The following is a 25,870-nucleotide window of genomic DNA, read 5'->3' as shown; positions in this document are numbered from 1 at the left end:
GGACTCACTTCGTTTTTGGACATTGGACCGCTTTGCGGTTGGATTTCAAAGGAAGTAATACATGGAAGTAATAAATCAATTGTGATTTAAGATTAAAATGGAACAAAGCATATTGACCGACATCAAAAACGCCGCTAAAAAATCCTTGAAGGCAAGGCACAACGAACTGGCCGATACCCACAGGCAGATGGATATCCTGAACGGGGGCCTCTTTGCCGATGGGGAACTCCCCTATTTTAAGGACAAGATCGCCCAAACGGGACAGTTTCCGCTAAAACCCAAGAAACTGGAGATCCTTCAGATCAATGTGGGGTACATGTGCAACCAGGTGTGTGAGCATTGCCATGTGGATGCAGGTCCTGACCGCAAGGAGATTATGAACCGGGAGACCATGGAGCAGTGTTTGGAGGTCATCCGAAACACTGGGGCACATACTTTGGACCTTACCGGCGGAGCGCCCGAAATGAACCCCGATTTCAGGTGGTTTGTGGAAGAAGCTTCCAAAGCGGGCATCCAGGATTTTATCGTTCGCTCCAACCTCACCATTATTTTGGCGAACAAAAAATACCACGACCTGCCCGATTTCTTTAAAAAGCACAATGTGCATGTGGTGTCCTCCATGCCGCACTACACCCGAAACAAAACGGACAAACAACGGGGCGATGGTGTTTTTGACAAATCCATCCAAGCGTTGCAGGCCCTCAACAAGGTGGGCTATGGCATGCCCGACAGTAACTTGCGGTTGGATCTAGTATACAACCCCTCCGGGGCCTTTTTGCCCGGGGACCAGACGGCTTTGGAGCACGATTTTAAAAAAGCCCTGAAAGAGGATTTTGATATTGACTTTCATAACCTTTTTGCCATTACCAACCTGCCTATTTCCCGGTTTTTGGATTATCTGTTGGCCTCGGACAATTATGAAGACTATATGTATTCCCTGGTGGAGGCCTTTAACCCATCTGCCGTGGCCAATGTGATGTGCACCAACACCATTTCAGTAAGTTGGGACGGATGGCTGTACGATTGTGACTTTAACCAAATGCTGGACCTAAAGGTCGCCAGTAAGGTAAAACACATTAAGGATTATAACGAAGAGGTGTTGAACGACCGAAACATAGTGATTTCCCAACACTGTTATGGCTGTACCGCCGGAGCGGGCAGTAGTTGTCAAGGGACGGTGGCTTAGGTTTTGGGAAGAAATTGGGGAATTGCACTTATCGGTGGCGGTATGAAACGTTGCGCATTTCGAAGCACAAACTTATCAGCCCGTTAAACCGTTGATTAAATGTTATTTCGTTCAAATATAGCCCTATCTGCGCAATGTTTTATGACCGCGTGTTAGGCACTGTTATTTTATTCAGAATCATTGTTTTTCTCGTAATCAATGAAATCCCAAGGAATCTCTTTCTTAAAAACTCTAATCGCCTCTTCCATTAATTCAAAAGAAATATCAATTGATTTTCCATTGTCAAAAACACTAATAGTTCTACTTTGCTTTGTGTCATCTCGAAAAATCTCAATTTTAAGTTTGTTATCTCTGTAAATCTCAACTCCGATACCATCTCGGCCATTTACATCACTAGCAATTTCAATTCTGTCTTTTTTTAATTCCATCAGCTGATTATTAATTGAATTTATTTATCCAGTTATCAGGTACGTCCAGCCAAATAGCAGGTGTTAACCAATTTGATTCATGAAAGCTTATAATCTCGTCTGGATATTGAATACTCTTTGAATCAATCAGGTCTATAACATTTTCAATTGCTTTTTCGGTAGTTAAATCGGACAATTCAATATCATCTACATCAATTGGCAATTCAGCAAACCAACCTCTATAAAATTTACTTTCTGGACCGCCAAGTCCATATTTGCATTCATCTTTATTTGCACACCATTCCCACCATGAAACACTTTTTATTACAAATCCATTTTCAATTAACTCATGAACAAATTGCTTAAATAAATCTCTAGAAACAATTAAGTCGATGTAACCGTTTCCTACAGGTTGGACTTTATAATCCTTGATTATTTTATCTAATTTTTCTTTATCCATTTATCATTTATTGGTTGAATCTCGTTCTTTGCGTTAATAGTGCCTAACGTTCTAAGATATGATTCGTTTTTAATGAATTATATCGGCCGATAAGTGAAGTTAGGGCTTTTTTACTTTAAATGTTTCCACATTTTGAATGCCATTCAACGAACCTGCATGGCCATTTAACCGACCAGTAAGTCGGTTCAGATTTTTCGATTTTCGGTATTTGGTCGGTTTTTTATCCTTTCACCGATTTTTAAGGCAACTACATCTTGAATTGTTTGGGTTGGTCGGTTTCCGCCAAATCTTTGTCACAGACTCAACGGTCTAAAACCCAAATCTTATGGAAACCACTCTTAAAAGCAGGGAGACCATGCACCGTTTGTGTGGCAAGGGCCTTGAAATCTTCAACGAAAAAGGCTACTACAATACCAGCCTTGACGATATTCTAAAACAACTGTCGCTTTCTAAGGGTGCCTTTTACCATCATTTTAAATCGAAGGAAGATTACTTTATCAGTATTGTGCAGAACCTTATCGTACAAAAGGTATATGCCCTATTGATCGAACCGTTGAACACCGAGGAAAACCCGTTGCCGATCATTGTGGAGAGTCTGGAGAACGCCTTGGAACCCGGTAAGAAGAATGAAATGGCCTACGGCTTTATGCTGAACGACTTTTTAACGGAGTTCAACAAGCGCAACGAGGAAATCAGTGGGTATTTAAAGGACATCCTGAACGTTTGGGAGGTCAACCTGGTTTCCGTGCTTAAAAAAGGCAAGTTGGACGGGTACATTGCCCGCCACGTGGATTGTGAGGGCGTAGCCACTTACATTATTGCTTCCTATTTGGGGATGCGTTCATTGATGATGGACAGTAGCAACCGCCAGTTGAAATACCAATACGTGCAACAGTTGAAGCACTACTTTAAGTCCTTGGAGCCACAGCCCGTGATGGCCTAAGCCTCCAAAATTTTCAAAAGATGGCCCACCACCTGTTGGGGATCAATGGTTTCCATGACATTTTCGTAGCCTTTGGGTACTTTGTTCCCATATACCGATGTAGGGATCAAAGGAAACTGTTCCCGATCCGCCAGCAAAGCATTTTCCATAGGTTGATGAAAAGGGTAAAACCCGGCGTACGGATGCGTAACACCCCATAGCGTAACCACCGGAATGCTATAATTGGCCGCCAAGTGGGCATTGCCACTGTCCATGGAAAGCATTACATCCAAATTGGAAATCAGTTGCAGTTCTTCGGATAAAGTCAATTTTCCGGCCATACATTGGGTGTTGGTATACTCGGCCGAAAGCCTTTCCAACTGCTGTACTTCCTGTTCCCCGCCCCCGAACAATAAAATTTTATACTTATCGGTATCAGATAGCGTTTTGATGACTTTTTCCATCAAAAACAAGGGGTACATCTTGCCAGAATGCGCTGCAAAAGGCGCAATACCTACCCATTTTTTGGTATCCTGATGCACCAAATCCAGTATTTTTTCGGAAAGCGATAAACGTGCCAAAGGTTTGGCATCGGACATGTCTATTGGGAATCCCAATTGGCCAAAAACATCGGTATAGCGTTGCACCGTAGTCTTCAATGGTCTAAAATCCTTGTTTTTGGCTCGGGTCAATGCTTTCTTTTCCTTTCTACCTTTATCGAGTTGTACAAAGGGAACACCGCTTGTAGCAAAATATTTTTTCAAAATCCGGCTTCGCAATACGTTATGCAAATCAGCAACGGCGGCAAAATGAAAAGGTTTCAATTCTTGATACAGTCGCCATAGGCCCATCAAGCCTTTGTGTCGCTTTTTCACGTCGGCTTCCAAAACATTTACGCGTTCCAAACCTTCAAAAATGGGCAGGAAGGGTCGTTTGGTCAATATCGTTACGTGAAGATCTGGGTATTTTTCTAACAACGTGCCGATTACCGGAACCGTCATCGCTACATCGCCCATGGCCGACAAGCGGATGACCAACAAATGGGGGCTGTTACCCTTTTTGTCCACGGAGTACTGGGTTTAGTTCCTCATCGTTGTACATTTTCATCTGTTTGTAGACTTTCATGTACTTGTTGCCTGCCTCAATATCGGTCAACAATTGGTCAATTGCGGTGGATAGGTCCTTTTTCTGTTCCAACAAAACGGCCAACTTGTCGCTGCATTTTTGGATGTGATCGGCAGAAGCATCGGTGCGGTTCACCTCTTCCTGCATGTGATAAATTTTTAAGGCCAAAATAGAGAGTCGGTCAATGGCCCAAGCGGGACTTTCCGTATTGATGGTCGCATTTTCCTTTGCTTGTACCGATTGGTATTTCTGAAGGAAATAGCTATCGATATATTCCACTAAATCGGTGCGGTCTTGGTTGCTGGCGTCTATCTTGCGTTTTAGATCCAAGGCATCCACCGGGTCGATGGCCGGGTCACGGATGATATCCTCGTAATGCCATTGCACGGTATCTATCCAGTTCTTTCGGTACAAAAGATGCTCTATCTTATCCTTTGGATATGGATTGGTAAAGGATTGGTACACATCATCCTTGATGTGGTAGGTATCGATACTTTCCTGGAATATGCCAAAAGCAAAGTCGCTGAACATGATGTTTAAATTTCACCAAAGATATTGCTTTATGGCTTAAGGATTAAGTTCCATGGCAAAAAGCAGGAAGGCGAGCAGCATGCAAACAATCATTATGGCCTCTTGAAGCTTAGTTCTTTTGATGGCCTCCACATAGTTGGTCAAGAATATTGCCGCTGGAAAGAACGTGATCACTACAGGAGATTCGTCAACAGGGGTGACCAAGGTAATCAACAACCCAAAAACGAGTGCTAAAAACAAGATCCTGAGATGCAGCAACTTTCCACCGCCCACACTTCGCATCCGCAGAAAGACCAAAAAGGCAATACTCACCATCAAAATAAAATATACCAAGGCCTTTACGTTCAACACCTGAAGAAACGAGTATGCCTCCAAAAAACTCACCGAAAATTTGTAATGGCTTTGAAAAAAATCGAGCGAATCGGTGACTTTGAGAATGGTAAACGTTAAAACAAATATGGTGGCCACACCCAAAAAGGGAACCAACCAGTTTTTAAAGGTGGTGCGATCATACATATTGATCACCACAAAGACGAGCACCAAGAACAGCAAGGCCCAATCGTAGAACAAACTGGCCAAGGCGATCAAAAGGGAAGCATCAAAAATTTTATGTTTTACATTTTTGATGGACTTTATGGAAAGTAATCGCCACAGGGCCAACAACAGGAAGAAACTGGTGAAAATGGCATTTTTCTGATCAAACTCTTCCGAAAATGCAATAGCGAAGAGCACAAAAAAGAGCATCGCAAAGGAATTGAAGTCCGTAATCTTTTCGAACCTAACGATTTGGTTGATGACCACAATGACCAAGATAAGTACCCCAAAGGCAAGGAGTTCCAGCGGAAAATCCTTTAAAAAATCGGTTCCGTCATTAAAGAAAACGATCCTGCCGAAATAAAAAAGGAGCAATAAAAGGACAAGGACAAAATGGACAATGGGTTTTGTTTTTCCGAAAAAGCTTGAAATCATCCTATCTTTTGCTACTTTTGTAAAGTAAATATAGCCAAGATGAGCAAGTTTTTTTACGGTATAGAAGACTTATTTGTAAACTACCTTTTTGCCCCCTACGATTTCCTCCGCTTTTTACAAAGCTGGTGGGCATCGAACACCATGAACTGGATTTTTATGATCATCGGCTTTGTGGCCTTTGTATATTGGATGGGTCAGTTGAAAATATTCAACGACAATGGTGAAGAGGACAAGAGCATCAGCTCCCATTCTTTCCTATAGATCAAACCCAAGATCTTTTCTGTAGTACATGCCATCAAAATGGAGCTTTTCCATATTTTGATAGGATGCTTTTAGCGCTTCCTTGAAATCTTTTCCAAAGGAAGTAATCGCGATTACACGCCCTCCATTGGTAACCACTTTACCATCCTGCAGTTTGGTTCCTGCATGAAACACCAAGGACCCTTTAATATTCTCTGCCCCGGTAATTTCCTTGCCTTTTTCATACTCTTCTGGATATCCTCCCGATACAGCCATGACCGTAGTTGCTGTCCTTTCGTCAATTTGAAGGTCGATTTGATCCAAAGTGCCATTTGCCATCGCCATAAGCACCTCAACCAAGTCACTTTTTAACCTTGGAATGACCACTTCGGTCTCAGGATCTCCCATCCGTACATTGTACTCGATTACTTTAGGCTCGCCATTTACCTTGATCAACCCGATGAAGATGAACCCCACATAGGGCAGATTATCCTTTTTAAGGCCTTCTACGGTCGGTTTTACGATTCTTGACTCCACCATATCCATAAACGCAGCATTTGCGAAAGGAACTGGGGAAATGGCCCCCATACCGCCAGTGTTGAGTCCGGTATCCCCTTCCCCGATACGTTTGTAGTCTTTTGCAGTAGGAAGAATTTTGTAGTTGGAGCCATCGGTAAGCACAAAACAGCTCAGCTCGATTCCGTCCAAGAACTCTTCGATGACCACCGTGGCACTTGCGGAACCAAATTTGGAATCCAACAACATGGATTTCAATTCGGCTTTGGCTTCATTCAAATCCTGAAGAATCAAAACGCCTTTGCCGGCTGCCAAACCGTCAGCCTTAAGCACGTAGGGTGGGTTTAGCGATTCCAAAAAGGCATCCCCCTTCTCCAAAGACTCGCTGGTAAAACTTTCATAGGCTGCAGTGGGAATGTTGTGCCTCATCATGAACTCCTTGGCAAATTCCTTGCTACCCTCTAAAGCAGCAGCGGCCTTTTGTGGACCAATAACCGGAATGGATTTCAATTCGACATCGTTCAAGAAAAAATCATGCACCCCATTTACCAAAGGGTCTTCAGGGCCTACTACCACCAAATCAATGCTCTCCCTTAACACAACCTCTTTTATCGCATCAAAATCGTTTACACCAACCGGTATATTCGTGGCAATGCTTGCAGTACCTGCATTGCCGGGAGCAACGAACAATTTTGAGGTTTTTGGGCTTTGTGAGATTTTAAGGGCGATGGCATGTTCACGTCCGCCAGAACCCAGTACCAGGATGTTCATGATTCAAAGTTTTGGCAAAAATAACCCAATTAGAACTTAATCTTACTTTAAAATAGCTTTTTAAAGTTTTACTAAAATCAAAGTATGTTCATCTGGACACGAATGTCACGAATGGCACAAATTTTCATCGATTCAATATTGAATACCTAGGATTGAAAATCTCGGTGTGCCTGGTATAATTCGTCCTGAGAAAGGGATTTAAAGTATTCGTATACTTTTTTAAGCCCTTCGGAGCGATGCACCTTGGGCTCCCATCCCAATATTTCCCTGGCCCGAGTGATATCTGGTTGACGTTGCAAAGGGTCATCTTTAGGCAACGGTTTGAAGATTATTTTTTGATTCGTTCCCGTCAGTTTGATGATTTCTTCGGCGAACTCAAGAATAGTGGTTTCGTCAGGATTTCCGATGTTGATGGGTTCCACATGATCGCTCATCAACAAACGGTAGATTCCCTCTACTTGATCATCGATATAGGTAAAAGAACGCGTTTGGGATCCATCGCCAAAAACGGTAAGGTCCTCACCCCGTAGGGCCTGACCAATAAATGCTGGTACCACTCGACCATCGTTCAATCGCATTCTTGATCCGTAAGTATTAAAAATACGCACAATACGGGTGTCCAATCCATGATGGCGGTGATAGGCCATGGTAATGGACTCCATAAAACGTTTGGCCTCATCGTACACTCCTCTTGGGCCAATAGGGCTAACGTTTCCGTAATAGTCCTCATTTTGGGGGTGCACCAGGGGGTCACCGTATACTTCAGAAGTAGATGCTACCAAAATCCGCGCTTTATGGTCTCGTGCCAATCCCAACAAATTCAAGGTTCCCAAAGAACCCACTTTAAGAGTTTCTATCGGTATCTTCAAGTAGTCAATAGGGCTTGCGGGGGAAGCAAAGTGCAGGATATAATCCATTCGACCGGGAACATGTACAAACTTGGTGACATCATGATGAAAAAACTCAAAGCGTTCCAAGTGAAACAGGTGCTCAATATTTTTGATATCGCCGGTAATAAGGTTGTCCATACCGATCACATGGTGCCCTTCGGCAATGAACCTATCACAAAGATGTGATCCCAAAAATCCGGCCGCCCCGGTGATGAGTGCTTTTTTCATTTTCTATTAGTATGCTTTTGCCTCTCCCCTTATTGCATTCAATACTGTTTGTAACATAATTTTAAAATCCAAAAAAATAGACCAGTTTTCTATATAAAATATGTCAAACTTAATTCGGTTTTGAATGTCATTTTCGGTTTCAATTTCGCCTCTATACCCTCTAACCTGTGCCAGACCTGTTATCCCTGGCTTCACAAAATGCCGCACCATGTATTTGTCCACACTTGCCGCATATTCGTTGGTATGCTTTACCATATGTGGTCTTGGGCCTACAACAGACATGGTTCCGAACAATACATTGTAAAATTGAGGTAGTTCATCTATACTGGTCCGTCTTATAAACCTTCCGATTTTTGTGATTCGCATGTCATTCTTGGTCGCCTGGATATTATCCGCATTTTTATTGGGGGCCATAGATCGGAATTTATAACAATAGAATTCCCTGTTGTCAATCCCATTACGGGTCTGCCTGAAAAAAACCGGCCCTTTAGATTCCAAAGTAATCAAAATGGCCAGTAATGGGGTCAACCATGACAATAGTCCCAATATGATCACCAGAGAAAATACGATATCAAAAGTTCTTTTTAAAAATGAATTGATAGGACTGTCCAATGGTATGTCTCGAAGGGAAAGCACAGGGATATAGTCATAATATTCGAACTTCAGTTTTTTCGAAAAAATATTCTTGTTATCCGGGATAAACTTCAGCGTTTTGAGATTATTATCGGCAAAACTGATAAACTTGGCCAACTCGTCATTTTTAAGTTCTGAAACGGAGCAATAGATTTCGTCAATATTCTTTTCCAAAATATAATCGAAGCAATCCTGTATTTCAAAATCAAGGGATTTGGGTGAGAATTGCTTAAGAAAATTATACCCAAACTCACTTCTTTCCTTGAACACCCGTACTAATTGATCTGTTTTTTTGTTCTTTCCGATGACAACCACATTTCTTAAGTTTCCCTTCACTTTTTCACGATATTCCATTAGCAGGAAATAACTTAAAAGTTTCGCCAAGGAAATAATAACCAGTACGATCACAAAATACTCTCCGAGCGCAAGTCTGCTTATCACTGGTTGTTTGAAAAACCCGATGAAGGCATAAAGGGTCAGAAAGAAAAAAACAAACTGAACAAATAATAACCTAATGATGTAAGTAACCTTAGAAAACCTATAAATGGTATAAAACTCATTCTTGGTGGCGATGACGATCCAAGCAAGTGAGATATAAATGTGTATTAGGACCGGGGTTTGAAAATTAATGGGCAAAATATGGAGAAACATATTCAAAACTGCCAAATCAATCAAATATGAAACTGGAGCAATAAGATTCGAATATCTATGTTGTTTGAAAAACATTCAGGAAAATGCTAGAAACTTTTATAAGGTTTCAAAGGTATCAAAATTTAAATCGCTCCCTGATAACCAATAAAATAAACTTAGTGTTTCCTATCAAATATCTTTTCCACATTCTTTTTGGCTCCTGTAAGAATCTATAAAACCATTCTAGTCCTGCCTTTTGCATCCATAAGGGAGCTCTTTTAACCTTTCCTGCCACTACATCAAAACTACCCCCAACCCCCATGATGAAATTTACATTGGACAACATATGCTTGTTTTCATATAAAAAGTTCTCCTTTATCGGGGAGCTTATCGCAACGAAAAGAATATGGGCTCCGCTTTCATGGATTTCCGCGGCTATATCCCTTTCCTCCTCTTTTTTGAAATATCCATTCCTATAGCCCGCTATAATGTCTTTTGAAAATTGAAGAGAATATTTTACCACCACGGCCCTCACCGTTTCCTCCTTGGCGCCGAAAAAGAATATTTTTAATCCCTTCTTATGGGCCATATGAACCAGGTTTTGCATCAAATCAATCCCAGAAACACGTTCTTTTATAGGTTTTCCCAATATTTTGGATGCCCAAACAACCGCTTGGCCATCTGCATTGATCAGGTCTGCGCTATTGACACTGGTCCTAAGTACCATGTCTGATTGCATGGCCACAATTTTTGCTGCATTGACCACTACGTGGTGTATTTGTTCGTTTTTTAGGATTGTTCCAAGAATCAATTCAAGTGTTTCATCCATACTGAGGTTGTCGATGTTGATCCCAAGCATGCAAGTCCTATTCGTATCTCCTATATCTGTGTTCATCTGATAAATCTATAAAGCCCCCTCATTGAATAATTGCCTAATGTGATACCCCATTTTAATGAATTGACTTGAGAAATCTAATCAAAGCAGAATTGACGACCTGACAGTCATAGTTTTTAGCCGTTCCGATACAATTCATTTTCATTTTTTTGACTTCTTCTATTTTCAGGGATTGAAAACACTTGATTTTCTCGACAAGCTCTTCAATATTTTGCTTTTGGAACAGAAAACCATTGTGTCCTTCTTTGACATAACCGGCAGGCCCTCCAATGTTACTGGCTATGACGGGAATCCCACACATCATTGCCTCAAGGCCAACAAGGCCAAGGCTCTCTTCATCCCGATATGTTGGGAATATAAACGCACTGAACCTTGAATAAATATGTGCCAATTCTTCTTGAGGAACATTGGGAATTAATTCTATATCAAGGCCCGATTCATCGATTATTTTTATGATTTTGCTCCTATCCGGACCATCTCCGACCATAATACCCTTAACATTTTGATCCTTTTCACTTACCGCAATTTTTGATAGGGCATTCAAAAAAATTCGCCACCCCTTTGTTTCTATAAAATTGGAAACAAACCCAAAAGTCAATTTTTCGTCGCCACCTTCCTCTATGGGATAGAATATTTTGGCATTAATCCCTCCTGAGGGGTATACATACATCCTTTCTATGTCTCCAACCTTAAAAATCTTCATTATCATTTCCTTGTAATAATCCGAGGGAACCACAATTTTTACCGCATTCGCCATTACAGGTCCCATGAACAGCCTAAAAAATTTCTTTTGTGGAGTATTAAATACCGCATCGCTCCCATGGAAGTTAATGACTATTGGGATTTTCCTCCATGTAAGAGGAAAAAGTGCAAAAGAGAAATATAATGGAAAGTGTACATAAACTGTATCTGATCTTTTAGTGATGAAAAATAGATTCAAGACTTTCAAATATAAAAACATGTATCCCAAAAGCTTTGAAATCACATTGTCCTTTATTGTAAGCACAATCCTCTTAACATTAAAATCGTTTATAAGAGCCTCCTCAAAACGTTTAACGAAAATACCATAACGCACCCCTTTTGCGGAAGGATACATATTGGAAACCAAAAAAAGCCGAGGCTTCGTTTTATCATTATTCGTCATAACGTTCATAGTATTTTATAAGCAGTGGATAAAAAAAAGAAAAGAACATCACTCCCTTACTTCTTACCAAAAATGATTCTGTAAATGAGAACATCACGATCAAAATAAAAAAGGGCATTGCAACTCCCTTCAATTTGGTTTTCACCATAAAATGAGCCACGGCCGCTAAGTAAATAAAAAGTCCTAATAAGCCATTTCCAACCAAAAATTCCAAATACTGATTGTGGGCATTATAATTTTCCTTCAAGGCTAGTTCGAAATTTCCCTTGACATATGCTTGGTTAAATATTGCATATGCGTCTCCCGTACCTTCTCCAAAAAGCAGGTTGCCTTCACTAAAAAATACATTCAAAATCTCTTTCCACCTAAAATATCTTTCAAACACAATGTTTCCATCGGTGTCCACTAATTTTTGAAATTTGTTGGTTAAATAGTCAAATTTTATTAGTGTGAAAAAAAGACCGAAAAAAAGAAAAATATAAATCCATTTTTCCTTGGCTCCTCGCACTTTATAAAGACTTAGGACCAAAATCAAAAATAACGCCACAAAACCCATCCGACTACTTGTTTCAACAAGAAATAGCAACAAAGCGGACACAACTAAGAAAAAAATCAGTTTGTTCCTTCTAATGGCCTCAAAAAAATCCCCGCGAATTATGGTTGACAAACACAGTACCAGTATTAAAGCAAAATAGCCGGGATGAATATCCGCTGCCCGTAAAAGATTGTGATCGGTATATATCCATTCAAAAAAATATTTTGATTGTTTCAACGGGGATTGTTTCGAAAATATATCAACAATAATTGCCCCCCAGCTAATCAACATGACTATTACAATACCAGTTCCAAGTGCATAAAATATATTTCTCAATTTTAAATATCTGTTGGGTAGTGAAAGAAGAATGGGGGGCAATATCAAAAGTGGAAGACTCCTTTCAATCCGCCCCATTGCCACATCAACATTGTCGGAATACATAGTTCCTATCCAAAGGACAGTATGCATCCCCAACAAAAGAAAAAGAGACGTCTTATGATTGTTTAACTGTAACAATTTTTCACTATTGTCCGAAACAAAAAAATAACAGAGCAACATAATGAACATCAATGCCACATCTATACCATATCCTATTGGTAGGGCGACAAGGAAAAGATATAATGAAGTTTCAAAATAAACGTCTCGCCCCCACCTGTCAAAATATCGATTCATAGCGCTTTATATAACTGTTTCTTGAGGCCACTTGCTCCAAAAGGAACGTTACTTTGGAATATTTGTCCTCATTGCTTATTTCCTTAATCACTTTATCGGTTTCCTCAAACTCAGAGATGTTGGTAAACAATTCATATTCATTTCCCAAAAGTTCACAGATCGGTTTATGCCTATCGGTTACAAAGGGCAAGTGAAATCCAATGAAGTCCAGTGCCTTGATGGGAAAAGTGATGTCGTCATATTCATTTCTTGGTCTTGAATGAAACCCTAAAAAAATATTGTTTTCGGTGATATATTCGGCAATTTTTGAATGCTCTACCCTATCAACGATAATATGGTCCTTATTCTTGGTCATTTCCGCTGCCCTGTTATCCCCAGACAGAACAAAAAATGCATATTCTTCCTTATTTTTCTCTGCAAATTCTAGGAAGTGATCAAATCCTGCATTTGCATAAGAAACACTTCCCAAGTAGAGTATTCCCAATCTTTTCGAAAAATCTACTTTTGTCCCACCCAAGCCATTACTGACACATCCCGGTGGCAGTGCAAAGTATCTTCTTTTGGGAAACCAAGTGTTCTTTTCAAAAAAAATTCTCCCCATGTCTTTGGTTGGAAATGCCATTTTGGTCGATATCAATGAAAGAAAAAAATTGCTGGCCTTGTTGAAAATCATTGTTATTCTTCCTCTAAATGAAGCATATTCATGTGGGAAAAGCTCAATATAAATATCCCTAATAAAAACCACAATCTCTTTTGATATGAGCCTGAGGTATAACAAACTCAATAGATCTATAAAGGAAATTCTATTGGTGGCGGACTCAACATACACTCTTAGGTTTTTTTTTGCCCTTAAGCTTTTCTGTAGTTTCCGATTTCCGTCTATTACCGTGTCCCCTCCATCTAAAAAAATAGCCTTAAACATAGAAATTCTTGTTTTAGGCCCTCCCGAAACATTTTCAATGTTTGGCACAACATATAAAACTTTGTCCATTTTCATCTATGGGCTAATCTATCCGTAGTTCTGGAATTGACGTCATTCCGTTTATGTATTATCCAATAAGGCAATAGAAGATAAAACAAGTAGTTAAAATAGTGAATTGATAAAAGATTGGTGATCAAAACAATAACAAAAAAACCTATTTTGGTCTTAAAACCATGTATTCTGGAAATTAAATAGATATGGGATAGTAAAAACAAAGAAAGTAAGCTCCATCCTCCTCTATGGTAGATGTAATAAAATCCGTTGTCTATTTCCTGAAATGAAAAAGTCCTACTCAAACTCGGGGCTATTTTATTTTCCCTGAAAATCTCCGAACTAGCTCCAAAACCTTCCCCAAAGAGATTTTTGAACCTGCCAAAGTTTTCGTTTTCCAGGGCTTGGTTTAAATCCGAAATCCTAGTTTTCACCGTTCCATACTCCCAGGGCTTCAATACATATTCCAATTTGGAAGCTATCATTTCGGGCACATAAGGGGATTTAATGTAAAATATTATACTGATCCCCAAAACAAGAATCCCTGCAATATAAACGGGTTTTAACAATTGTCTAAGGTTGACAACAGTAAGAAGGGAAAGAATGAATACGATAGACACGTTCATGAAATTGGAAGTCATCAATAGGTAAACCATGGAACCCAAAAGTGCAAAGCCCAAGCGAACATCAAATTTTTTGTTGTTTTGTAGGTACAGAAAAAGGATATACACCATTGGTGTAATTGCCGGGCCCAATATTCTCCCCTGGCGCCCAAATGTATGTTCGTTCCAAAAATTCGGCATCACCTCAAAATATAGCAGAAAATATATCGAAAGTACAATCCAATTAATCGCGAAAAGCAGTTTAAGAAAGTCAACTTTCGATCCGTTGTTAATCAACCAAAAATAGAAAGCAAAAGAAAACACTTGAAACTTGATGTCAATTTGAGCATTGGGATGGTGATTCAACAGTCCGAGGGTTAAATAGAACAGATAAATGCATCCCGCAAAAAGGTAATATGCAGGCAGCTTGGGGAGAGTTCTATTCTGAATCAGAATTATAAAAAGAAATGACAGCGCCAACACCACTAGAAAACTGCTTTTGTCTGCTCCCTGAAAGAGAAAGAGGAAAACCAAAGCAATATTTAATAAGTATTTCAACTAACGTTGGTTTTAATTGGCAAATAGGAGCTAAATTCCAAGTGTGCCCAAATTTAATTCGTTTTTAAGGAAACATAAAGGATTTTTAATCTTTAGCAACATAGGATTTTTCCGTGCTGAATTCAAGGTTAAGTATTATGCTCTTAAATTCATCAGAATGTACCAAACATTCTCAAAAGTTGATGTGGGCAACTTGTGCCCTATCCCAATTCGGCATAACCTTTAATGTTCAACTTTATCAGGCTGTTTTTTAATAATGGATTTTATATAGTGTCTAACATTAGAATCCGTTACATATGCATAAACAACGATCACAATTGTCAAGAGCAAGGAAAATCCACCTTGTGCCATAATACCAGTATGATTTTCAAAAAGGATGTCAAATATTATAAAAACAGACCCTGAAATTATAGCCGGAAAACACAAGGCCCTCAAGTAATCAAAAAGTTCTATTCCCACCAATTTTTTATAGAACATTTGCCATAATGGTAAGTTTAAGATTATTTGAAGGGCCGCTATCAAAATTAAGATCATTTCCAAGTTGATTTGGGCCCCGGCAAATATTACAACAGGAAAAACGCACAACAACAGAACATTCCAATAAAACTCTATATCTGTCCTTCCTTTGGTTATGGCCAAAATACCCACTATGCCGCCAATTGATCTAAAATAAAAGATGATAGCAAAAAGTCTTACAAAATTCAAGATGCCCCCATATTCCTCACCGTAAAAAATGTTTACTAAAAAAGGAGCGCTTAACGCCATAACCCCATAGATGATAGCATTGATCATTGACATTCCCCTAATCAACATCAAAAAAGAATTCAACAATGCCTTTTTATTATCCTGAAAGCGAGGCAAAATTGAGACGGATACTTTTAAAACAATTTGATCAAAAATGGCCATTGGTCTTTTCACTAATTGCTTTGCAAGACTATAACCTCCTAAAAGTTCGGCTCCAAAAAATTTCCCGATTATAAGAATGTCCAAATCTCTGTTAAAGTAATTGATGATCTGTCCTCCTACCTTATAAAACCCGATTCTTAGAAAAGGACTTGTACTTTGAAAATTAAAATGAAGTGACAACCGATTGGTTTTGATTCCAATGACAAAAAAAATGGTGTTCGCCAAAAAATATTGTAACAGGGCCGAAAGCACTAGCGAATAGACCCCAAAATTTTTCAGTGCCAATACAATTGCCAGTATCAAGGAAAAAACAATGGCTAGTATTTCCGTCAAAGCTATGGTCTTGAATTTTAGTTCTTTTTGGAGTATTGTTTTATACTGCCTGCCAAAAGCAGAAAATATAACGCCGAACCCCATAAGTGGTAAAAGGACAGTCAATTTAGGCTCTTCATAAAAAGAAGCAACCAGTGGTGCAAACAATAATATGCAGAAAAATAGTATCAAACTAAACATTACATTCAACCAAAAGAGACTGTTGTATTCTTCTCTGGTAATGCTTTGCTTATAAAGAATGGCAGATGTAAGGCCCATATCCATGAAAAGGTCCATAAAGCCAAGCACAAAGGTCACCAATGCCATTAAGCCAAAATCTGAACTGTTTAGAAATCTGGCTAAAACGGAAATCTTTAGAATACTACAAACCGCAACCACAACAGTTGATAAGGTTGTCCATTTAACGCCTGATATGGCCTGCTTCTTAGTCTCCATTTGCAATATTTAGAAGCTCTTCCCTTAATTTATCCTTGATAGCATTAAAGCTTATTCTTTTTAAAAGTTTCTCTCTATTGGTTTGTATCTGTATGGGGGTCAATTCATCCAAAACTTCAGGATTCTCATTGACCAAGTCCATGTCTATAGAAAAAATATGGATTCCTTCATTTTTTAGATATTGATAAAAGGTATTGCTTTCGTTTAGATAAATTTTGGCCCCCATCCACAGCATAGCCAAAATATTACCAACTGCTTGTTGTCTATAGTGGTTCATAACAACAATACTGCACGAACTGAGCATCCGGTTATACTCCTGCAATGGCATAAAGTCCAAAATAGGGCTAAAAGTCTTTCCAAATATATTCTTTCCCTCTTTGCAAATCTCCATTGCATATCTTGAATCCCCATAACTAAGGGGCACAACTAATTTTCTGTCTTCCAGATTTAAACGCATTATTTTATCAAAAGCTTCAAGATGATTGTTGGTCAAAGATGCGGAATTGCCCAAAAGAATATTTTTACCCGTGATGGTAATGCCCTCGATTCCTTTAAAAACAAACTCCAAAGGATAATAGGTCATTGGCACAAACTTTGCAAAACGTCCAATGAAATCATTTTGTTTTAGAAAATCAACTTCCTCTTCATGAATTATTCCAATATAAGGGATTTTTTTCGCCGCTTTCAACACCGACGCCTCTGGAGTCTTTGATCTGAACTTAAGCAGGTAATAAGCTGGTCTAATCGTTTTTTTCAGTTCCTTGAAAATGTTGAGGGCAAGAAACCTCTTTTTGGTTTCTTGCCCCAACATTTTGTCTCCTACGGCCTTCGGATTGTCATAAATCTCTCCTCCCCAAAAAAACCAAACAAAATTATCATTGGTAGATGCCTTTAATACAATCCGACTCTGAAAATATTTTAGCCCATGCAGGATAACAAGGTCATAGTACTTTATCTCTTCCAGTATTTTCCTTACACCTTTTGAGTCATCCTTAAACAGTTTTACCGCACCACCCTCTTGAACATACTTTGTAGATTCAACATTGTTTGCCAAAAAAACAAAAAAAGAATTTTGTTGAGGAAATATTTTTTCGAATTGCCATTGGATACTTTTGACGAATTTTTCATCGGGACTGATATGTGCTATCTTCAATGGTAAAAACTTTTAACTTGTTGTATAATATAGCCTAATTGCATTTGCTCAAGCTCAAAGAAAAAGGGAAGACGAATAAGGCAATCCGAAAACTTATCTGCATTTTTCAACTCCTTGTATTCGTTGTCCTGAAGATAAAACTTGCTTTTATGCAATGATAAATAATGAAATACGGCATGTACGCCCTTAGTTTTCAAATGGCTTATCATCCGGTCCCTTTGAGCTATATTCTGCACAACTATATAAAACATGTGTGCATTATTGGTGGCGTAATCAGGGATAAAGGGTAGTTTGATTTTTCCTTGGGTTTCGAGGGTTAAAAGTTCGGAATAATATGCTTTCCAAATGGATTTTCGTTTTTCCTGGATTTCTGATAGTCTCTCTAGTTGGGCATATAGAAACGCAGCGACCAATTCCGAGGGTAAAAAGGAAGATCCTGTATCCACCCATCCATATTTGTCTACCTCTCCTTTAAAAAAAGCTGCTCTATTTGTCCCCTTTTCCCAAATAATCTCGGACCTCGAAGTGAGGTTATCATCGTTTATGGTCAATAGCCCTCCTTCTCCTGAAATTATGTTTTTTGTTTCATGAAATGAGAAAGCACCAATGTGTCCGAATCCTCCCAAAGGTTTTCCTTTATAAAAAGAGTCTATCGCTTGTGCGGCATCCTCCACTACAAATATCCCATGTTTCTCGGCGACCTTCATCACAATATCCATATCACAAGCAACACCAGCATAATGCACTACAACGATAGCCTTTGTTCTTGGTGTTACCAATTCTTCTATCTTGCTCTCATTAATACCTGGATGGTCATCCCTGCTATCGGCAAACACAATTTTTGCGCCTTGCCTTACAAAGGCCAAAGCCGATGAAACAAAAGTATAGGAGGGCACTATCACCTCATCGCCCGGGCCAATATTCAAAAGTATTGCAGCCATTTCCAAGGCATCTGTACAAGATGTGGTCAAAAGTGCTTTTTTTAAGTGATATTCCTTTTCAAAAAAAGTATGGCACTTTTTGGTGAAAATCCCATTTCCCGATATCTTACCTGATAACACGGCCTCCTCTATATATTGTGTTTCCTTTCCAACTAGAAAGGGCTTGTTGAATGGAATCATTAGATGAATTTTGTTCTGAAATTTTTTAATGGAATAAGTGGTTCTAAAGTATCATCAAACTGGCCATCCTCAATCCTTAATAAGCCTCTCCCACAGACTATTATTGGTTTCCCATGGTCAACAAAGATTACTTTCCCAGGATTTCTGTTCACTATCGAGACATCATCTTGGGTTTGCGCGTCAAATATTCTAACCTTACGATTCTTTACAAAAGCACTGGCCCCCTTATACGGGTATCCAACAGAATCTATGAACCTTTTTATCTCAGAGGAGTCTTTTTCCCAATCAATATGATAGTCTTCCTCGTCTCGCCATAGACTGTAGGTTGCCAATTCTTCATTTTGAGAATCAGCAATGATTTCTACATTGTCCTTTATCTTTCTAACTAAGTCCTGAACCAATTCTATATAGCATTCCGTAATCAAATCGATAGCCTTGGCAATTTTAATAGGATACTCAACAGTACACTTGGACCGGGCTATTATTGGTCCTTTGTCATATTCCGAAGAGGCAAACAGTGCGGACACTCCTATTTCCCTCTCTCCATTGATCAACGAATTTACCAAAGGAGCAAACCCACGATATTTTGGCAGCAAAGAATCATGGAGAACAATTAATGGTATGGCTTTCTGTTCAGATATTATCCAACGCCATGAAATGGCGATAAGATAGCTCACATTCAATTTTTTATATGAAGTTTCGTCCTTATCAAAATAGGGTATACCATTTTTACTACATAACTCCCCAATCTCATGATAATAGTCATTTTGGACATTCTTATCGCTTGCCCCGACCACAAAACCTATATTCGACGAAAATCCTTTGTCAATGATACTTTCCAGAACCTGAAGCCCTTTTTTTGTCATTAAAAAGATACCGGCCCGGTTCATTTTGATGCAATTCTTTTTAAATATTCACCGTACCCGCTTTTGCTATAGTTATTGGCCATTTCTATGAATTCATCCTTCAAAATAAATCCCATCAAATATGCTATTTCTTCCAAGCAGGCAATTTTAAGGCCTGTGCGTTTTTCAACCGCTTTAACAAATTCGGTGGCTTCGGTAAGTGCTTCATGGGTTCCGGTGTCCAACCAAGCATATCCTCTACTCATAACCTGTACCTTCAGCATTTCCATTTCCAAATATGCTTGGTTCACGGAAGTAATCTCCAGTTCGCCCCTTACTGATGGTTTAACAGACTTCGCAATTTTGATAACGGAATTCGGATAAAAGTAGAGCCCAACAACTGCATAATTTGATTTTGGGTCACTGGGTTTTTCTTCTATACCCACAGCGTTCCTCCCTGCATCAAACTCCACTACCCCATATCGTTCTGGGTCTTCCACATAATATCCAAAAATCACGGCCCTATGTTCATTTTTAACCGCGGTCACGGTTGATGAGAGCATTTTTTGAATACCAGCACCGTAAAAGATATTGTCTCCAAGTATTAGACAAACATCATCATCCCCAATAAATTCTTCACCTATTATAAAAGCTTGGGCAAGCCCATCTGGAGACGGTTGTTCGGCATAGGAAATGGTAAGTCCAATTTTCTTCCCGTTCCCCAGTAAATTTTTAAAATTTGGAAGGTCATGAGGGGTTGAAATTATCAAGATTTCCTTTATGCCGGATAGCATTAGGATTGATAGAGGGTAATAAATCATTGGCTTGTCGTAAACCGGGAGAAGCTGTTTCGAAACAACTTGGGTTAGTGGGTGCAATCTGGTTCCAGAACCGCCAGCTAATATTATTCCTTTCATTTTTTAACTATGATATTGTTTTTTATAGTATTTGGTATACTCCCCAGAGGTTACATGGGCCAACCAATCCGTATTTTCAAGGTACCAGTCTATAGTTTTTGAAAGGCCCTCCTCAAAAGTGACCGAAGGGGACCACCCTAACTCCTCATTGATCTTAGTTGCATCAATTGCATAGCGTAAATCATGTCCTGGACGATCTTTCACAAAGGTTATCAACTTTTCCGAGCTGCCTTTGGCCCTCCCCAATTTATTGTCCATTTGACTGCATAATTCCATGACCAAGTCTATGTTCTTCCATTCATTAAAACCTCCTATATTATAGGTTTCCATGCAACCTCCCTTGTGAAAAACAAAATCTATTGCCCTCGCGTGGTCTTCCACATATAACCAATCCCTGGTATAGTTCCCATCCCCGTAAACGGGCAAAGGTTTGTTGTTTATTATATTGTTGATGAACAAAGGAATCAGTTTTTCAGGAAAGTGGTTGGGTCCATAATTGTTTGAACAATTACTGATAACATAGGGCAGGCCATAAGTTTCTCCATATGCTCTCACAAAATGATCGGATGCCGCTTTGGAGGCAGAATAAGGAGAATTAGGCTCATATGGACTCTCTTCTGTGAAGAAACCAGTCGAGCCCAAAGACCCATATACTTCATCTGTGCTAATATGATAGAATTTTTTTCCTTCCCAATTGCTAGACCATAGCCTTTTGAACTCGTTCAACAAATTCATAGTCCCCAAAATATTGGTCCTGGCAAATTCCAAGGGCTCGTTAATAGATCGATCAACATGGCTTTCTGCCGCAAGGTGAATCACACCTGCGAACCGATGTATACCAAACAGTTCTTTAATGAAATCAGCATGGTTGATATTTCCTTTTATGAAATTGTAATTGGCTTCACCTTCAACATCCCTCAAGTTTTCCAAATTTCCGGCATAGGTCAGGGCATCAAGATTATAAATTTGATAATCTGGATAGTTAAACACGAATCTACGCACCACATGGGAGCCTATAAAGCCTGCTCCTCCAGTTATTAAGATTTTCATTTTCAAAAATTTATATTGTATGTTTCAGCCCATTATTCAAATAATGATAGCCCCTTAATATTCATTCCATTTAAAATCCGGCAAGGCTCTATCCTTGGCGGATAGGGTGATCATGCCTTTTTCAAGACGCCAATCTATTGCCAAAACCGGGTCATCAAAACGTATACCTCCCTCTTCCATGTTGTTATAATAGTTGTCACATTTGTACATAAAAAGAGCTGTGTCGCTCAAAGTAAGAAAACCATGTGCACAGCCTTTGGGGATAAAGAGTTGTTTCTTGTTTATTCCGTTCAATTCCATTACAAGGTGTTTTCCAAAAGTTGGGGATTCTGGTCTTATGTCAACCACAACATCCAAAACGGAGCCAAATGGCACAAAAACCAATTTGGCCTGTGCATACTTTCCCTTTTGAAAGTGCAATCCTCGTAAAACTCCCTTTTTCGAACATGATTGATTATCCTGAACGAAATTGACATCAAGCCCCAAAGCATCCGAAAGTTCCTTATGGTTAAAACTTTCCATAAAATAACCCCTATCATCATCAAAAACCTTGGGTTCAATTATAATACAACCTGGAATCTTTGTTTCAGAAACTTTTATCATAGGTCTTATGCAATAGGATATTCTTCATAAAAGAACACTGTTCTTTGGCCTTTTTGCGAAAGTACGATAATTCCTATCCAATACAAGGTCAACCTTGTCCGTCAATCCATTTTCCTCAAGTATGCACTGCGCAAAACCGAACCATGTTGTAGGCCTGCCACCAGTAAAATGATATGTTCCGAAAGGTATTTGTTCTATTAAAATTTCCTCCAATAAAAACTTGGACAAAGCCTCTGTATTGGTAGGGCAACCTTTCTGGTCATCGGTCACACGTAATTCTTTGCCCTCCAAAGCTTGTTTTAGAATGGATCTATAAAAATTGTGCCCATACTTTTTACTATAGAGCCATGAGGTTCTAACAATATAGTGGTCGTTCAGTATGTCCCTGATGCATTGCTCTCCCTTGAGTTTTGATTTGCCATATTCGTTTATTGGGTTTGGTGTGTCCGCAATTGTATAAGGGCCCTCTTTTTTCCCATCAAAAACATAATCCGTGGAAATATGAATCAACTTAATTTGATGTTTTTTGCATGCAGTAGCCAGGTTCTTTGTTCCTTTGGCATTTACCTTAAAGGCTTTCTCAGGGTATTTTTCTGCCTGTTCAACATTTGTAAAAGCTGCCAAATTAATGCAGTAATCATAATTCCCTTGCTTGAGGCAGTCAAGAACTTTGACGGGTTCGGTAATATCTAATTCAACGGAAGTCCTAAAATGAAAAAACAGACTGTCATACGCTGGAGCAAGTTCTTGAAGAGTCTGTCCCAGTTGTCCATTTGATCCTGTTACAATGATGCGTATCATCAAAAAAATCGTCTCCGTTAACTTTCGCTTTGAAAGGCACGTTTGTTTTTATTGTACGATTTCAAGTATTTATTAACCTCTATTAAGGTCAGCAAGCCAAACACCAGAACCAAAAAGATCAAGGGAAGTTTAACCTTATAGGATTTCAAAATCCCTTTTTGCTCAACACCTCTTGTAGGAAAATCACTTATCACGTTAACGATGGAAGACTTGTTAGCACGCTCTTCGTTCAATTCCACTAATTTCTCCTTAAGTACGTCCCTTTCTTGAACCAGTGCAAGTTCCCTGCTTTGGGATTGCCCGTTGTCTGCCATATTAATGCTGGTGCCCTGCATTGGTTTTTCCGCCTCCTTAACCAACACCGTTCTGTATAAACTTTGTAATGAATCAATTTCTATAAGCTGCTGTCGATAAATGGAATCCTGCAAATTCAAATTCTCATCATTAATTCTCTTTTGTAACTTGAAATAACCATTTACCGAAATGGAATTTATAATTGCCGGCTGCATTTTTTTCGCCACCCTATTATCTGTACTAATTACTGATATCTGATGGAACCTTGCATCTAAAGAATTGAAGTTTTTCAGATAGTTCTCAAAATCAATCGTTTTGATGGTCGTCGTATCTAATTCTTTGATGAACTGATCAAAAAGTTTTATTTTTTGGTTCTCATCGGAATACGAGTCGGCAAAAATCTCGTTGATTGTCATCGCCTCATGCTCTGTTATGTTCAATGCTGTTGCCAGGGCCACAGAATCTTTGGCTTTGGCCAAATCGTTATAAAAGGCAATGTTATTGTAAAGTTGTTGAACACTATTAAAATTGGGCTCCACCACCATTTTGGAAATATATTTTTCTGGAGCAATCCTATCGAGAACATAGCCTATGGCCCCGCCCATAATTAACGCCGTACTTATTACAATAATATGCTTCTGGACGAAAAGCAGAAATAAGATAATCGCATGGAAAATTCCCTTAAAAATGCTTCCGATAAAATTGAAGAACTTTTGAAATCCCCTTCCTATCATTTGGAACAATTGTCCCAAATCTATTTCATCAGATGAATTTTGTTGAACCGGTTGATCTGCCATAGCTTATGAATTGAATATCTGTTTTAAAATCCTGTCCGTAATCAAATAGGTGGGTTTAACCCCTGTTGTGCCCAATCCGCCCGATGCCAAGGTACTCCCCGTTTCCAAGGGATTATCCGAGGCATAATAGGCATATCTTACCTTTACATCCTTTTTTATGCTCTTTCTGATCCTTGATGCTGATTGAATGGCTTTTTGGTAGTGGACCCCTTCCATTTCCAATCCAATTACATTCCATGTGGATTCATGAAAGAATTTTAGCACATCCTTGTTCTGCAACGAGGTTCCCAAAACGGTCACCATGGTGCCTTCCAATACTTTCAGTCCTTGGCCTTCAAAATCGGCGGCACATAGTTCGTTATTGAAAGGATAATTATCTGCTGTTCCTTCAAAAATGTGCGCGGTCGGAATCATCAAATCTCCCTTGCCGCCTTCCAAAATACCCGCTTTTCCCATGATGGACAACGAATCCACGGTCAAAAAATATTTCTCACCGTCTTCTTCCAATGGCTTCAACAATTCGTCAATGGTTTCATAGGCTTGTTCACCAAAAGCATAGTCCATCACAAATATAACGGGTTTTTGTTCCTGTGGCATGTTTTCGGGCAATTCATAGCAACACGTGTCCTTGCCAAATTTTGCTGTATCAAAAATTTGAATGTCAATGTTGGTGCCCGACTTATCGTCCATAAAGATCATTCCATTTTTTTCTGCAATGTTCTTTACCTTTTCATTGAGCTTTTTGTGCTTCTCGGAACTTAAGGATTCAAAAATCTTAAGAGAATTGCTGTCAGGGAATTCCTTGGCCAAGGCCTTTTTGGCAAATAGGGAATTCATCACACTATGCATGTTGGCACTGATAATATGGAGCGGTCTATCCAAAAGTCCATTTTCCCTTAAGGTCTGTTTAATGGTCTGGGCCCATTTTTCACCATGAAGGTGGTGACCCAAACGTTCCCTTAACAACGGACTGAAGGTGATGGTCCTTTTATTGCCGGTGGTTTCTTCTTCCAATGCCAATTTTCCCAACCAATAGATTACATTCAAAAACCGATCTGGATCTTGTGGGGTCTTTAACTTGTTGTGAATGTCCCCAACCTCATCAAAAGTCCTTCCCAAAATATTGGCGGCATGAATCATGGCCACTTCGCGCTCATCATCACTTTTTTCATCACTCAAAACAAACTCGGTAAGTTTATCCCAATCCCTAATGGTGGCATTCCCGCCATCAACCAATACACGTTTGCATATTTTTCCGGATTCGATGAACAAAAAGGTAAGGTGGGTCAAAATATCATAAATATCGCTCCTGCCCCTTGTGATCTCAATGTTCATCTGCTCGTCATCAATTCGGTAGCAGTTTCGTCTTCTTTTGGGAGGAACAATTGGTTTTATATGTGATTTTGAAAATCCTTCGTCGGAGGTTAGGTTGATGAATCGGCATTCCTCGATTCCTTCCGGTAGTCGTTCCAAAACATAGATCAATCCGTTGAGTTCGGCCTTATCCTCGGCAATAGTGCCGTAAATTTCGGGGCGTAAAAGTAGTAGTGCGCTCCTAAGGGCATTGCCCGATACGCCGGAAGGCTTGTAAAAACCCCTGTTGAGCAAATGCCGCATGGTAATGTACAATCGCTCAATAGCATTGGTGGACTCCTGTGCCCTGGTGGTCTGTTTTACTTCTGTTGCCATCATTACTTCTTGGCAAAAATAAACGAATTCCTACGAAAG

General features: G+C 39.4%; 26 protein-coding genes. 3 read left to right on the top strand and 23 right to left on the bottom strand.

The genetic code is table 11. The features are described from left to right. Positions 1-97: 97 nt before the first annotated feature. Positions 98-1,186 carry an arsenosugar biosynthesis radical SAM (seleno)protein ArsS gene (arsS, locus tag LKX84_RS08295; protein WP_228236671.1) on the top strand — a complete coding sequence of 363 codons (1,089 nt, stop codon included), beginning with the start codon at positions 98-100 and terminating at the stop codon, positions 1,184-1,186. Between the two features lie 167 nt (positions 1,187-1,353). Here the strand turns inward: arsS and LKX84_RS08290 are convergent, their stop codons facing one another. Further along, positions 1,354-1,614: a hypothetical protein gene (locus LKX84_RS08290; RefSeq protein ID WP_228236670.1), complete on the bottom strand. Its 261-nt coding sequence runs from the start codon at positions 1,612-1,614 to the stop codon at positions 1,354-1,356. Between the two features lie 10 nt (positions 1,615-1,624). After that, entirely contained in the window at positions 1,625-2,053 is a 429-nt protein-coding gene (locus LKX84_RS08285) for a hypothetical protein (RefSeq protein ID WP_228236669.1), read from the bottom strand. A gap of 325 nt (positions 2,054-2,378) precedes the next feature. On the opposite strand from LKX84_RS08285, the gene LKX84_RS08280 reads away from it, so the two are divergent. Continuing rightward, positions 2,379-2,996: a TetR/AcrR family transcriptional regulator gene (locus LKX84_RS08280; RefSeq protein ID WP_119639163.1), complete on the top strand. Its 618-nt coding sequence runs from the start codon at positions 2,379-2,381 to the stop codon at positions 2,994-2,996. Here the strand turns inward: LKX84_RS08280 and LKX84_RS08275 are convergent. Genes LKX84_RS08275 through LKX84_RS08265 form a run of 3 tightly spaced genes read right to left on the bottom strand, consistent with a single transcriptional unit; the run spans position 2,993 to position 5,600 of the window. After that, positions 2,993-4,042, bottom strand: a complete 1,050-nt coding sequence (locus tag LKX84_RS08275; protein WP_228236668.1) for a glycosyltransferase family 9 protein — start codon at positions 4,040-4,042, stop codon at positions 2,993-2,995. The genes LKX84_RS08280 and LKX84_RS08275 overlap by 4 nt on opposite strands. Continuing rightward, a complete protein-coding gene (locus LKX84_RS08270) occupies positions 4,026-4,631 on the bottom strand; it encodes a DUF4254 domain-containing protein (RefSeq protein WP_228236667.1) in 606 nt (201 codons plus the stop codon). Before LKX84_RS08270 ends, LKX84_RS08275 begins: the two co-directional genes overlap by 17 nt. A gap of 36 nt (positions 4,632-4,667) precedes the next feature. Further along, positions 4,668-5,600 (bottom strand): DUF6427 family protein, encoded by a 933-nt coding sequence (locus LKX84_RS08265; RefSeq protein ID WP_228236666.1) that lies wholly within the window; start codon positions 5,598-5,600, stop codon positions 4,668-4,670. 39 nt (positions 5,601-5,639) lie between these two features. Here LKX84_RS08265 and LKX84_RS08260 point away from each other — a divergent pair, with 39 nt between their 5' ends. Then, complete coding sequence (locus LKX84_RS08260; protein ID WP_228236665.1) at positions 5,640-5,861, top strand: DUF6341 family protein; 222 nt, start codon at positions 5,640-5,642, stop codon at positions 5,859-5,861. Here LKX84_RS08260 and purD read toward each other — a convergent pair. The 18 genes from purD to LKX84_RS08170 all read right to left on the bottom strand — a co-directional run bounded on the left by purD (position 5,856) and on the right by LKX84_RS08170 (position 25,834). Continuing rightward, positions 5,856-7,127 (bottom strand): phosphoribosylamine--glycine ligase, encoded by a 1,272-nt coding sequence (gene purD, locus LKX84_RS08255; RefSeq protein WP_228236664.1) that lies wholly within the window; start codon positions 7,125-7,127, stop codon positions 5,856-5,858. The genes LKX84_RS08260 and purD overlap by 6 nt on opposite strands. A 146-nt stretch (positions 7,128-7,273) precedes the next feature. Next, positions 7,274-8,245, bottom strand: a complete 972-nt coding sequence (locus LKX84_RS08250) for a UDP-glucuronic acid decarboxylase family protein (RefSeq protein ID WP_228236663.1) — start codon at positions 8,243-8,245, stop codon at positions 7,274-7,276. Positions 8,246-8,251: 6 nt separating this feature from the next. Then, positions 8,252-9,529, bottom strand: a complete 1,278-nt coding sequence (locus LKX84_RS08245) for an undecaprenyl-phosphate glucose phosphotransferase (protein ID WP_317206464.1) — start codon at positions 9,527-9,529, stop codon at positions 8,252-8,254. A gap of 115 nt (positions 9,530-9,644) precedes the next feature. Continuing rightward, complete coding sequence (locus LKX84_RS08240; protein ID WP_228236661.1) at positions 9,645-10,367, bottom strand: WecB/TagA/CpsF family glycosyltransferase; 723 nt, start codon at positions 10,365-10,367, stop codon at positions 9,645-9,647. A gap of 91 nt (positions 10,368-10,458) precedes the next feature. Further along, positions 10,459-11,556, bottom strand: a complete 1,098-nt coding sequence (locus LKX84_RS08235; protein WP_228236660.1) for a glycosyltransferase family 4 protein — start codon at positions 11,554-11,556, stop codon at positions 10,459-10,461. After that, positions 11,537-12,754: an O-antigen ligase family protein gene (locus tag LKX84_RS08230; protein WP_228236659.1), complete on the bottom strand. Its 1,218-nt coding sequence runs from the start codon at positions 12,752-12,754 to the stop codon at positions 11,537-11,539. Before LKX84_RS08230 ends, LKX84_RS08235 begins: the two co-directional genes overlap by 20 nt. Next, the gene (locus LKX84_RS08225; RefSeq protein ID WP_228236658.1) at positions 12,738-13,355 is read right to left on the bottom strand and encodes a hypothetical protein; all 618 of its coding nucleotides are present in this window, start codon (positions 13,353-13,355) and stop codon (positions 12,738-12,740) included. Before LKX84_RS08225 ends, LKX84_RS08230 begins: the two co-directional genes overlap by 17 nt. Positions 13,356-13,747: 392 nt before the next feature. Continuing rightward, positions 13,748-14,530, bottom strand: a complete 783-nt coding sequence (locus LKX84_RS08220; RefSeq protein ID WP_228236657.1) for a hypothetical protein — start codon at positions 14,528-14,530, stop codon at positions 13,748-13,750. Between the two features lie 579 nt (positions 14,531-15,109). Continuing rightward, positions 15,110-16,561, bottom strand: coding sequence for an MOP flippase family protein (locus LKX84_RS08215; protein WP_228236656.1), 1,452 nt, complete (start codon positions 16,559-16,561; stop codon positions 15,110-15,112). Further along, a complete protein-coding gene (locus LKX84_RS08210; protein ID WP_228236655.1) occupies positions 16,551-17,714 on the bottom strand; it encodes a TDP-N-acetylfucosamine:lipid II N-acetylfucosaminyltransferase in 1,164 nt (387 codons plus the stop codon). The genes LKX84_RS08215 and LKX84_RS08210 overlap by 11 nt, the downstream gene beginning before the upstream one ends. Next, complete coding sequence (gene rffA / locus LKX84_RS08205) at positions 17,711-18,835, bottom strand: dTDP-4-amino-4,6-dideoxygalactose transaminase (RefSeq protein WP_228236653.1); 1,125 nt, start codon at positions 18,833-18,835, stop codon at positions 17,711-17,713. The genes LKX84_RS08210 and rffA overlap by 4 nt, the downstream gene beginning before the upstream one ends. Further along, a complete protein-coding gene (locus tag LKX84_RS08200; RefSeq protein ID WP_228236652.1) occupies positions 18,835-19,725 on the bottom strand; it encodes a methionyl-tRNA formyltransferase in 891 nt (296 codons plus the stop codon). Before LKX84_RS08200 ends, rffA begins: the two co-directional genes overlap by 1 nt. Further along, entirely contained in the window at positions 19,722-20,597 is an 876-nt protein-coding gene (gene rfbA, locus LKX84_RS08195) for a glucose-1-phosphate thymidylyltransferase RfbA (RefSeq protein WP_228236651.1), read from the bottom strand. Before rfbA ends, LKX84_RS08200 begins: the two co-directional genes overlap by 4 nt. A gap of 3 nt (positions 20,598-20,600) precedes the next feature. Continuing rightward, a complete protein-coding gene (gene rfbB / locus LKX84_RS08190) occupies positions 20,601-21,647 on the bottom strand; it encodes a dTDP-glucose 4,6-dehydratase (protein WP_228236650.1) in 1,047 nt (348 codons plus the stop codon). 54 nt (positions 21,648-21,701) lie between these two features. After that, entirely contained in the window at positions 21,702-22,250 is a 549-nt protein-coding gene (gene rfbC, locus LKX84_RS08185; protein ID WP_262909107.1) for a dTDP-4-dehydrorhamnose 3,5-epimerase, read from the bottom strand. Positions 22,251-22,274: 24 nt separating this feature from the next. After that, positions 22,275-23,051 (bottom strand): dTDP-4-dehydrorhamnose reductase, encoded by a 777-nt coding sequence (rfbD, locus tag LKX84_RS08180; protein ID WP_228236649.1) that lies wholly within the window; start codon positions 23,049-23,051, stop codon positions 22,275-22,277. 17 nt (positions 23,052-23,068) lie between these two features. Then, entirely contained in the window at positions 23,069-23,824 is a 756-nt protein-coding gene (locus LKX84_RS08175) for a hypothetical protein (RefSeq protein WP_228236648.1), read from the bottom strand. Positions 23,825-24,145: 321 nt separating this feature from the next. Further along, positions 24,146-25,834 (bottom strand): DUF6909 family protein, encoded by a 1,689-nt coding sequence (locus LKX84_RS08170; RefSeq protein WP_228236647.1) that lies wholly within the window; start codon positions 25,832-25,834, stop codon positions 24,146-24,148. Between the last annotated feature and the right edge of the window lie 36 nt (positions 25,835-25,870).

Source organism: Allomuricauda sp. M10 (genome assembly GCF_020782875.1).
GTDB lineage: Bacteria > Bacteroidota > Bacteroidia > Flavobacteriales > Flavobacteriaceae > Flagellimonas.
The sequence above is the reverse complement of the archived record's forward strand: the minus strand, read 5'-3'. Positions and strand labels throughout refer to the sequence as shown.

Excerpts from the sequence above, each read along its gene's own strand:
- rfbB (WP_228236650.1), bottom strand. The coding sequence starts at position 21,647 with ATGAAAATCTTAATAACTGGAGGAGCAGGCTTTATAGGCTCCCATGTG.
- LKX84_RS08265 (WP_228236666.1), bottom strand. The coding sequence starts at position 5,600 with ATGATTTCAAGCTTTTTCGGAAAAACAAAACCCATTGTCCATTTTGTC.
- rffA (WP_228236653.1), bottom strand. The coding sequence starts at position 18,835 with ATGATTCCATTCAACAAGCCCTTTCTAGTTGGAAAGGAAACACAATAT.
- purD (WP_228236664.1), bottom strand. The coding sequence starts at position 7,127 with ATGAACATCCTGGTACTGGGTTCTGGCGGACGTGAACATGCCATCGCC.
- LKX84_RS08290 (WP_228236670.1), bottom strand. The coding sequence starts at position 1,614 with ATGGAATTAAAAAAAGACAGAATTGAAATTGCTAGTGATGTAAATGGC.
- LKX84_RS08225 (WP_228236658.1), bottom strand. The coding sequence starts at position 13,355 with ATGGGGAGAATTTTTTTTGAAAAGAACACTTGGTTTCCCAAAAGAAGA.
- LKX84_RS08250 (WP_228236663.1), bottom strand. The coding sequence starts at position 8,245 with ATGAAAAAAGCACTCATCACCGGGGCGGCCGGATTTTTGGGATCACAT.
- rfbC (WP_262909107.1), bottom strand. The coding sequence starts at position 22,250 with ATGATAAAAGTTTCTGAAACAAAGATTCCAGGTTGTATTATAATTGAA.
- LKX84_RS08285 (WP_228236669.1), bottom strand. The coding sequence starts at position 2,053 with ATGGATAAAGAAAAATTAGATAAAATAATCAAGGATTATAAAGTCCAA.
- LKX84_RS08245 (WP_317206464.1), bottom strand. The coding sequence starts at position 9,529 with ATGTTTCTCCATATTTTGCCCATTAATTTTCAAACCCCGGTCCTAATA.
- LKX84_RS08260 (WP_228236665.1), top strand. The coding sequence starts at position 5,640 with ATGAGCAAGTTTTTTTACGGTATAGAAGACTTATTTGTAAACTACCTT.
- LKX84_RS08270 (WP_228236667.1), bottom strand. The coding sequence starts at position 4,631 with ATGTTCAGCGACTTTGCTTTTGGCATATTCCAGGAAAGTATCGATACC.
- rfbD (WP_228236649.1), bottom strand. The coding sequence starts at position 23,051 with ATGATACGCATCATTGTAACAGGATCAAATGGACAACTGGGACAGACT.
- LKX84_RS08280 (WP_119639163.1), top strand. The coding sequence starts at position 2,379 with ATGGAAACCACTCTTAAAAGCAGGGAGACCATGCACCGTTTGTGTGGC.
- LKX84_RS08240 (WP_228236661.1), bottom strand. The coding sequence starts at position 10,367 with ATGCTTGGGATCAACATCGACAACCTCAGTATGGATGAAACACTTGAA.
- LKX84_RS08200 (WP_228236652.1), bottom strand. The coding sequence starts at position 19,725 with ATGAACCGGGCCGGTATCTTTTTAATGACAAAAAAAGGGCTTCAGGTT.
- rfbA (WP_228236651.1), bottom strand. The coding sequence starts at position 20,597 with ATGAAAGGAATAATATTAGCTGGCGGTTCTGGAACCAGATTGCACCCA.
- LKX84_RS08215 (WP_228236656.1), bottom strand. The coding sequence starts at position 16,561 with ATGGAGACTAAGAAGCAGGCCATATCAGGCGTTAAATGGACAACCTTA.
- LKX84_RS08235 (WP_228236660.1), bottom strand. The coding sequence starts at position 11,556 with ATGAACGTTATGACGAATAATGATAAAACGAAGCCTCGGCTTTTTTTG.
- LKX84_RS08170 (WP_228236647.1), bottom strand. The coding sequence starts at position 25,834 with ATGATGGCAACAGAAGTAAAACAGACCACCAGGGCACAGGAGTCCACC.
- LKX84_RS08230 (WP_228236659.1), bottom strand. The coding sequence starts at position 12,754 with ATGAATCGATATTTTGACAGGTGGGGGCGAGACGTTTATTTTGAAACT.
- arsS (WP_228236671.1), top strand. The coding sequence starts at position 98 with ATGGAACAAAGCATATTGACCGACATCAAAAACGCCGCTAAAAAATCC.
- LKX84_RS08220 (WP_228236657.1), bottom strand. The coding sequence starts at position 14,530 with ATGCCGAATTTTTGGAACGAACATACATTTGGGCGCCAGGGGAGAATA.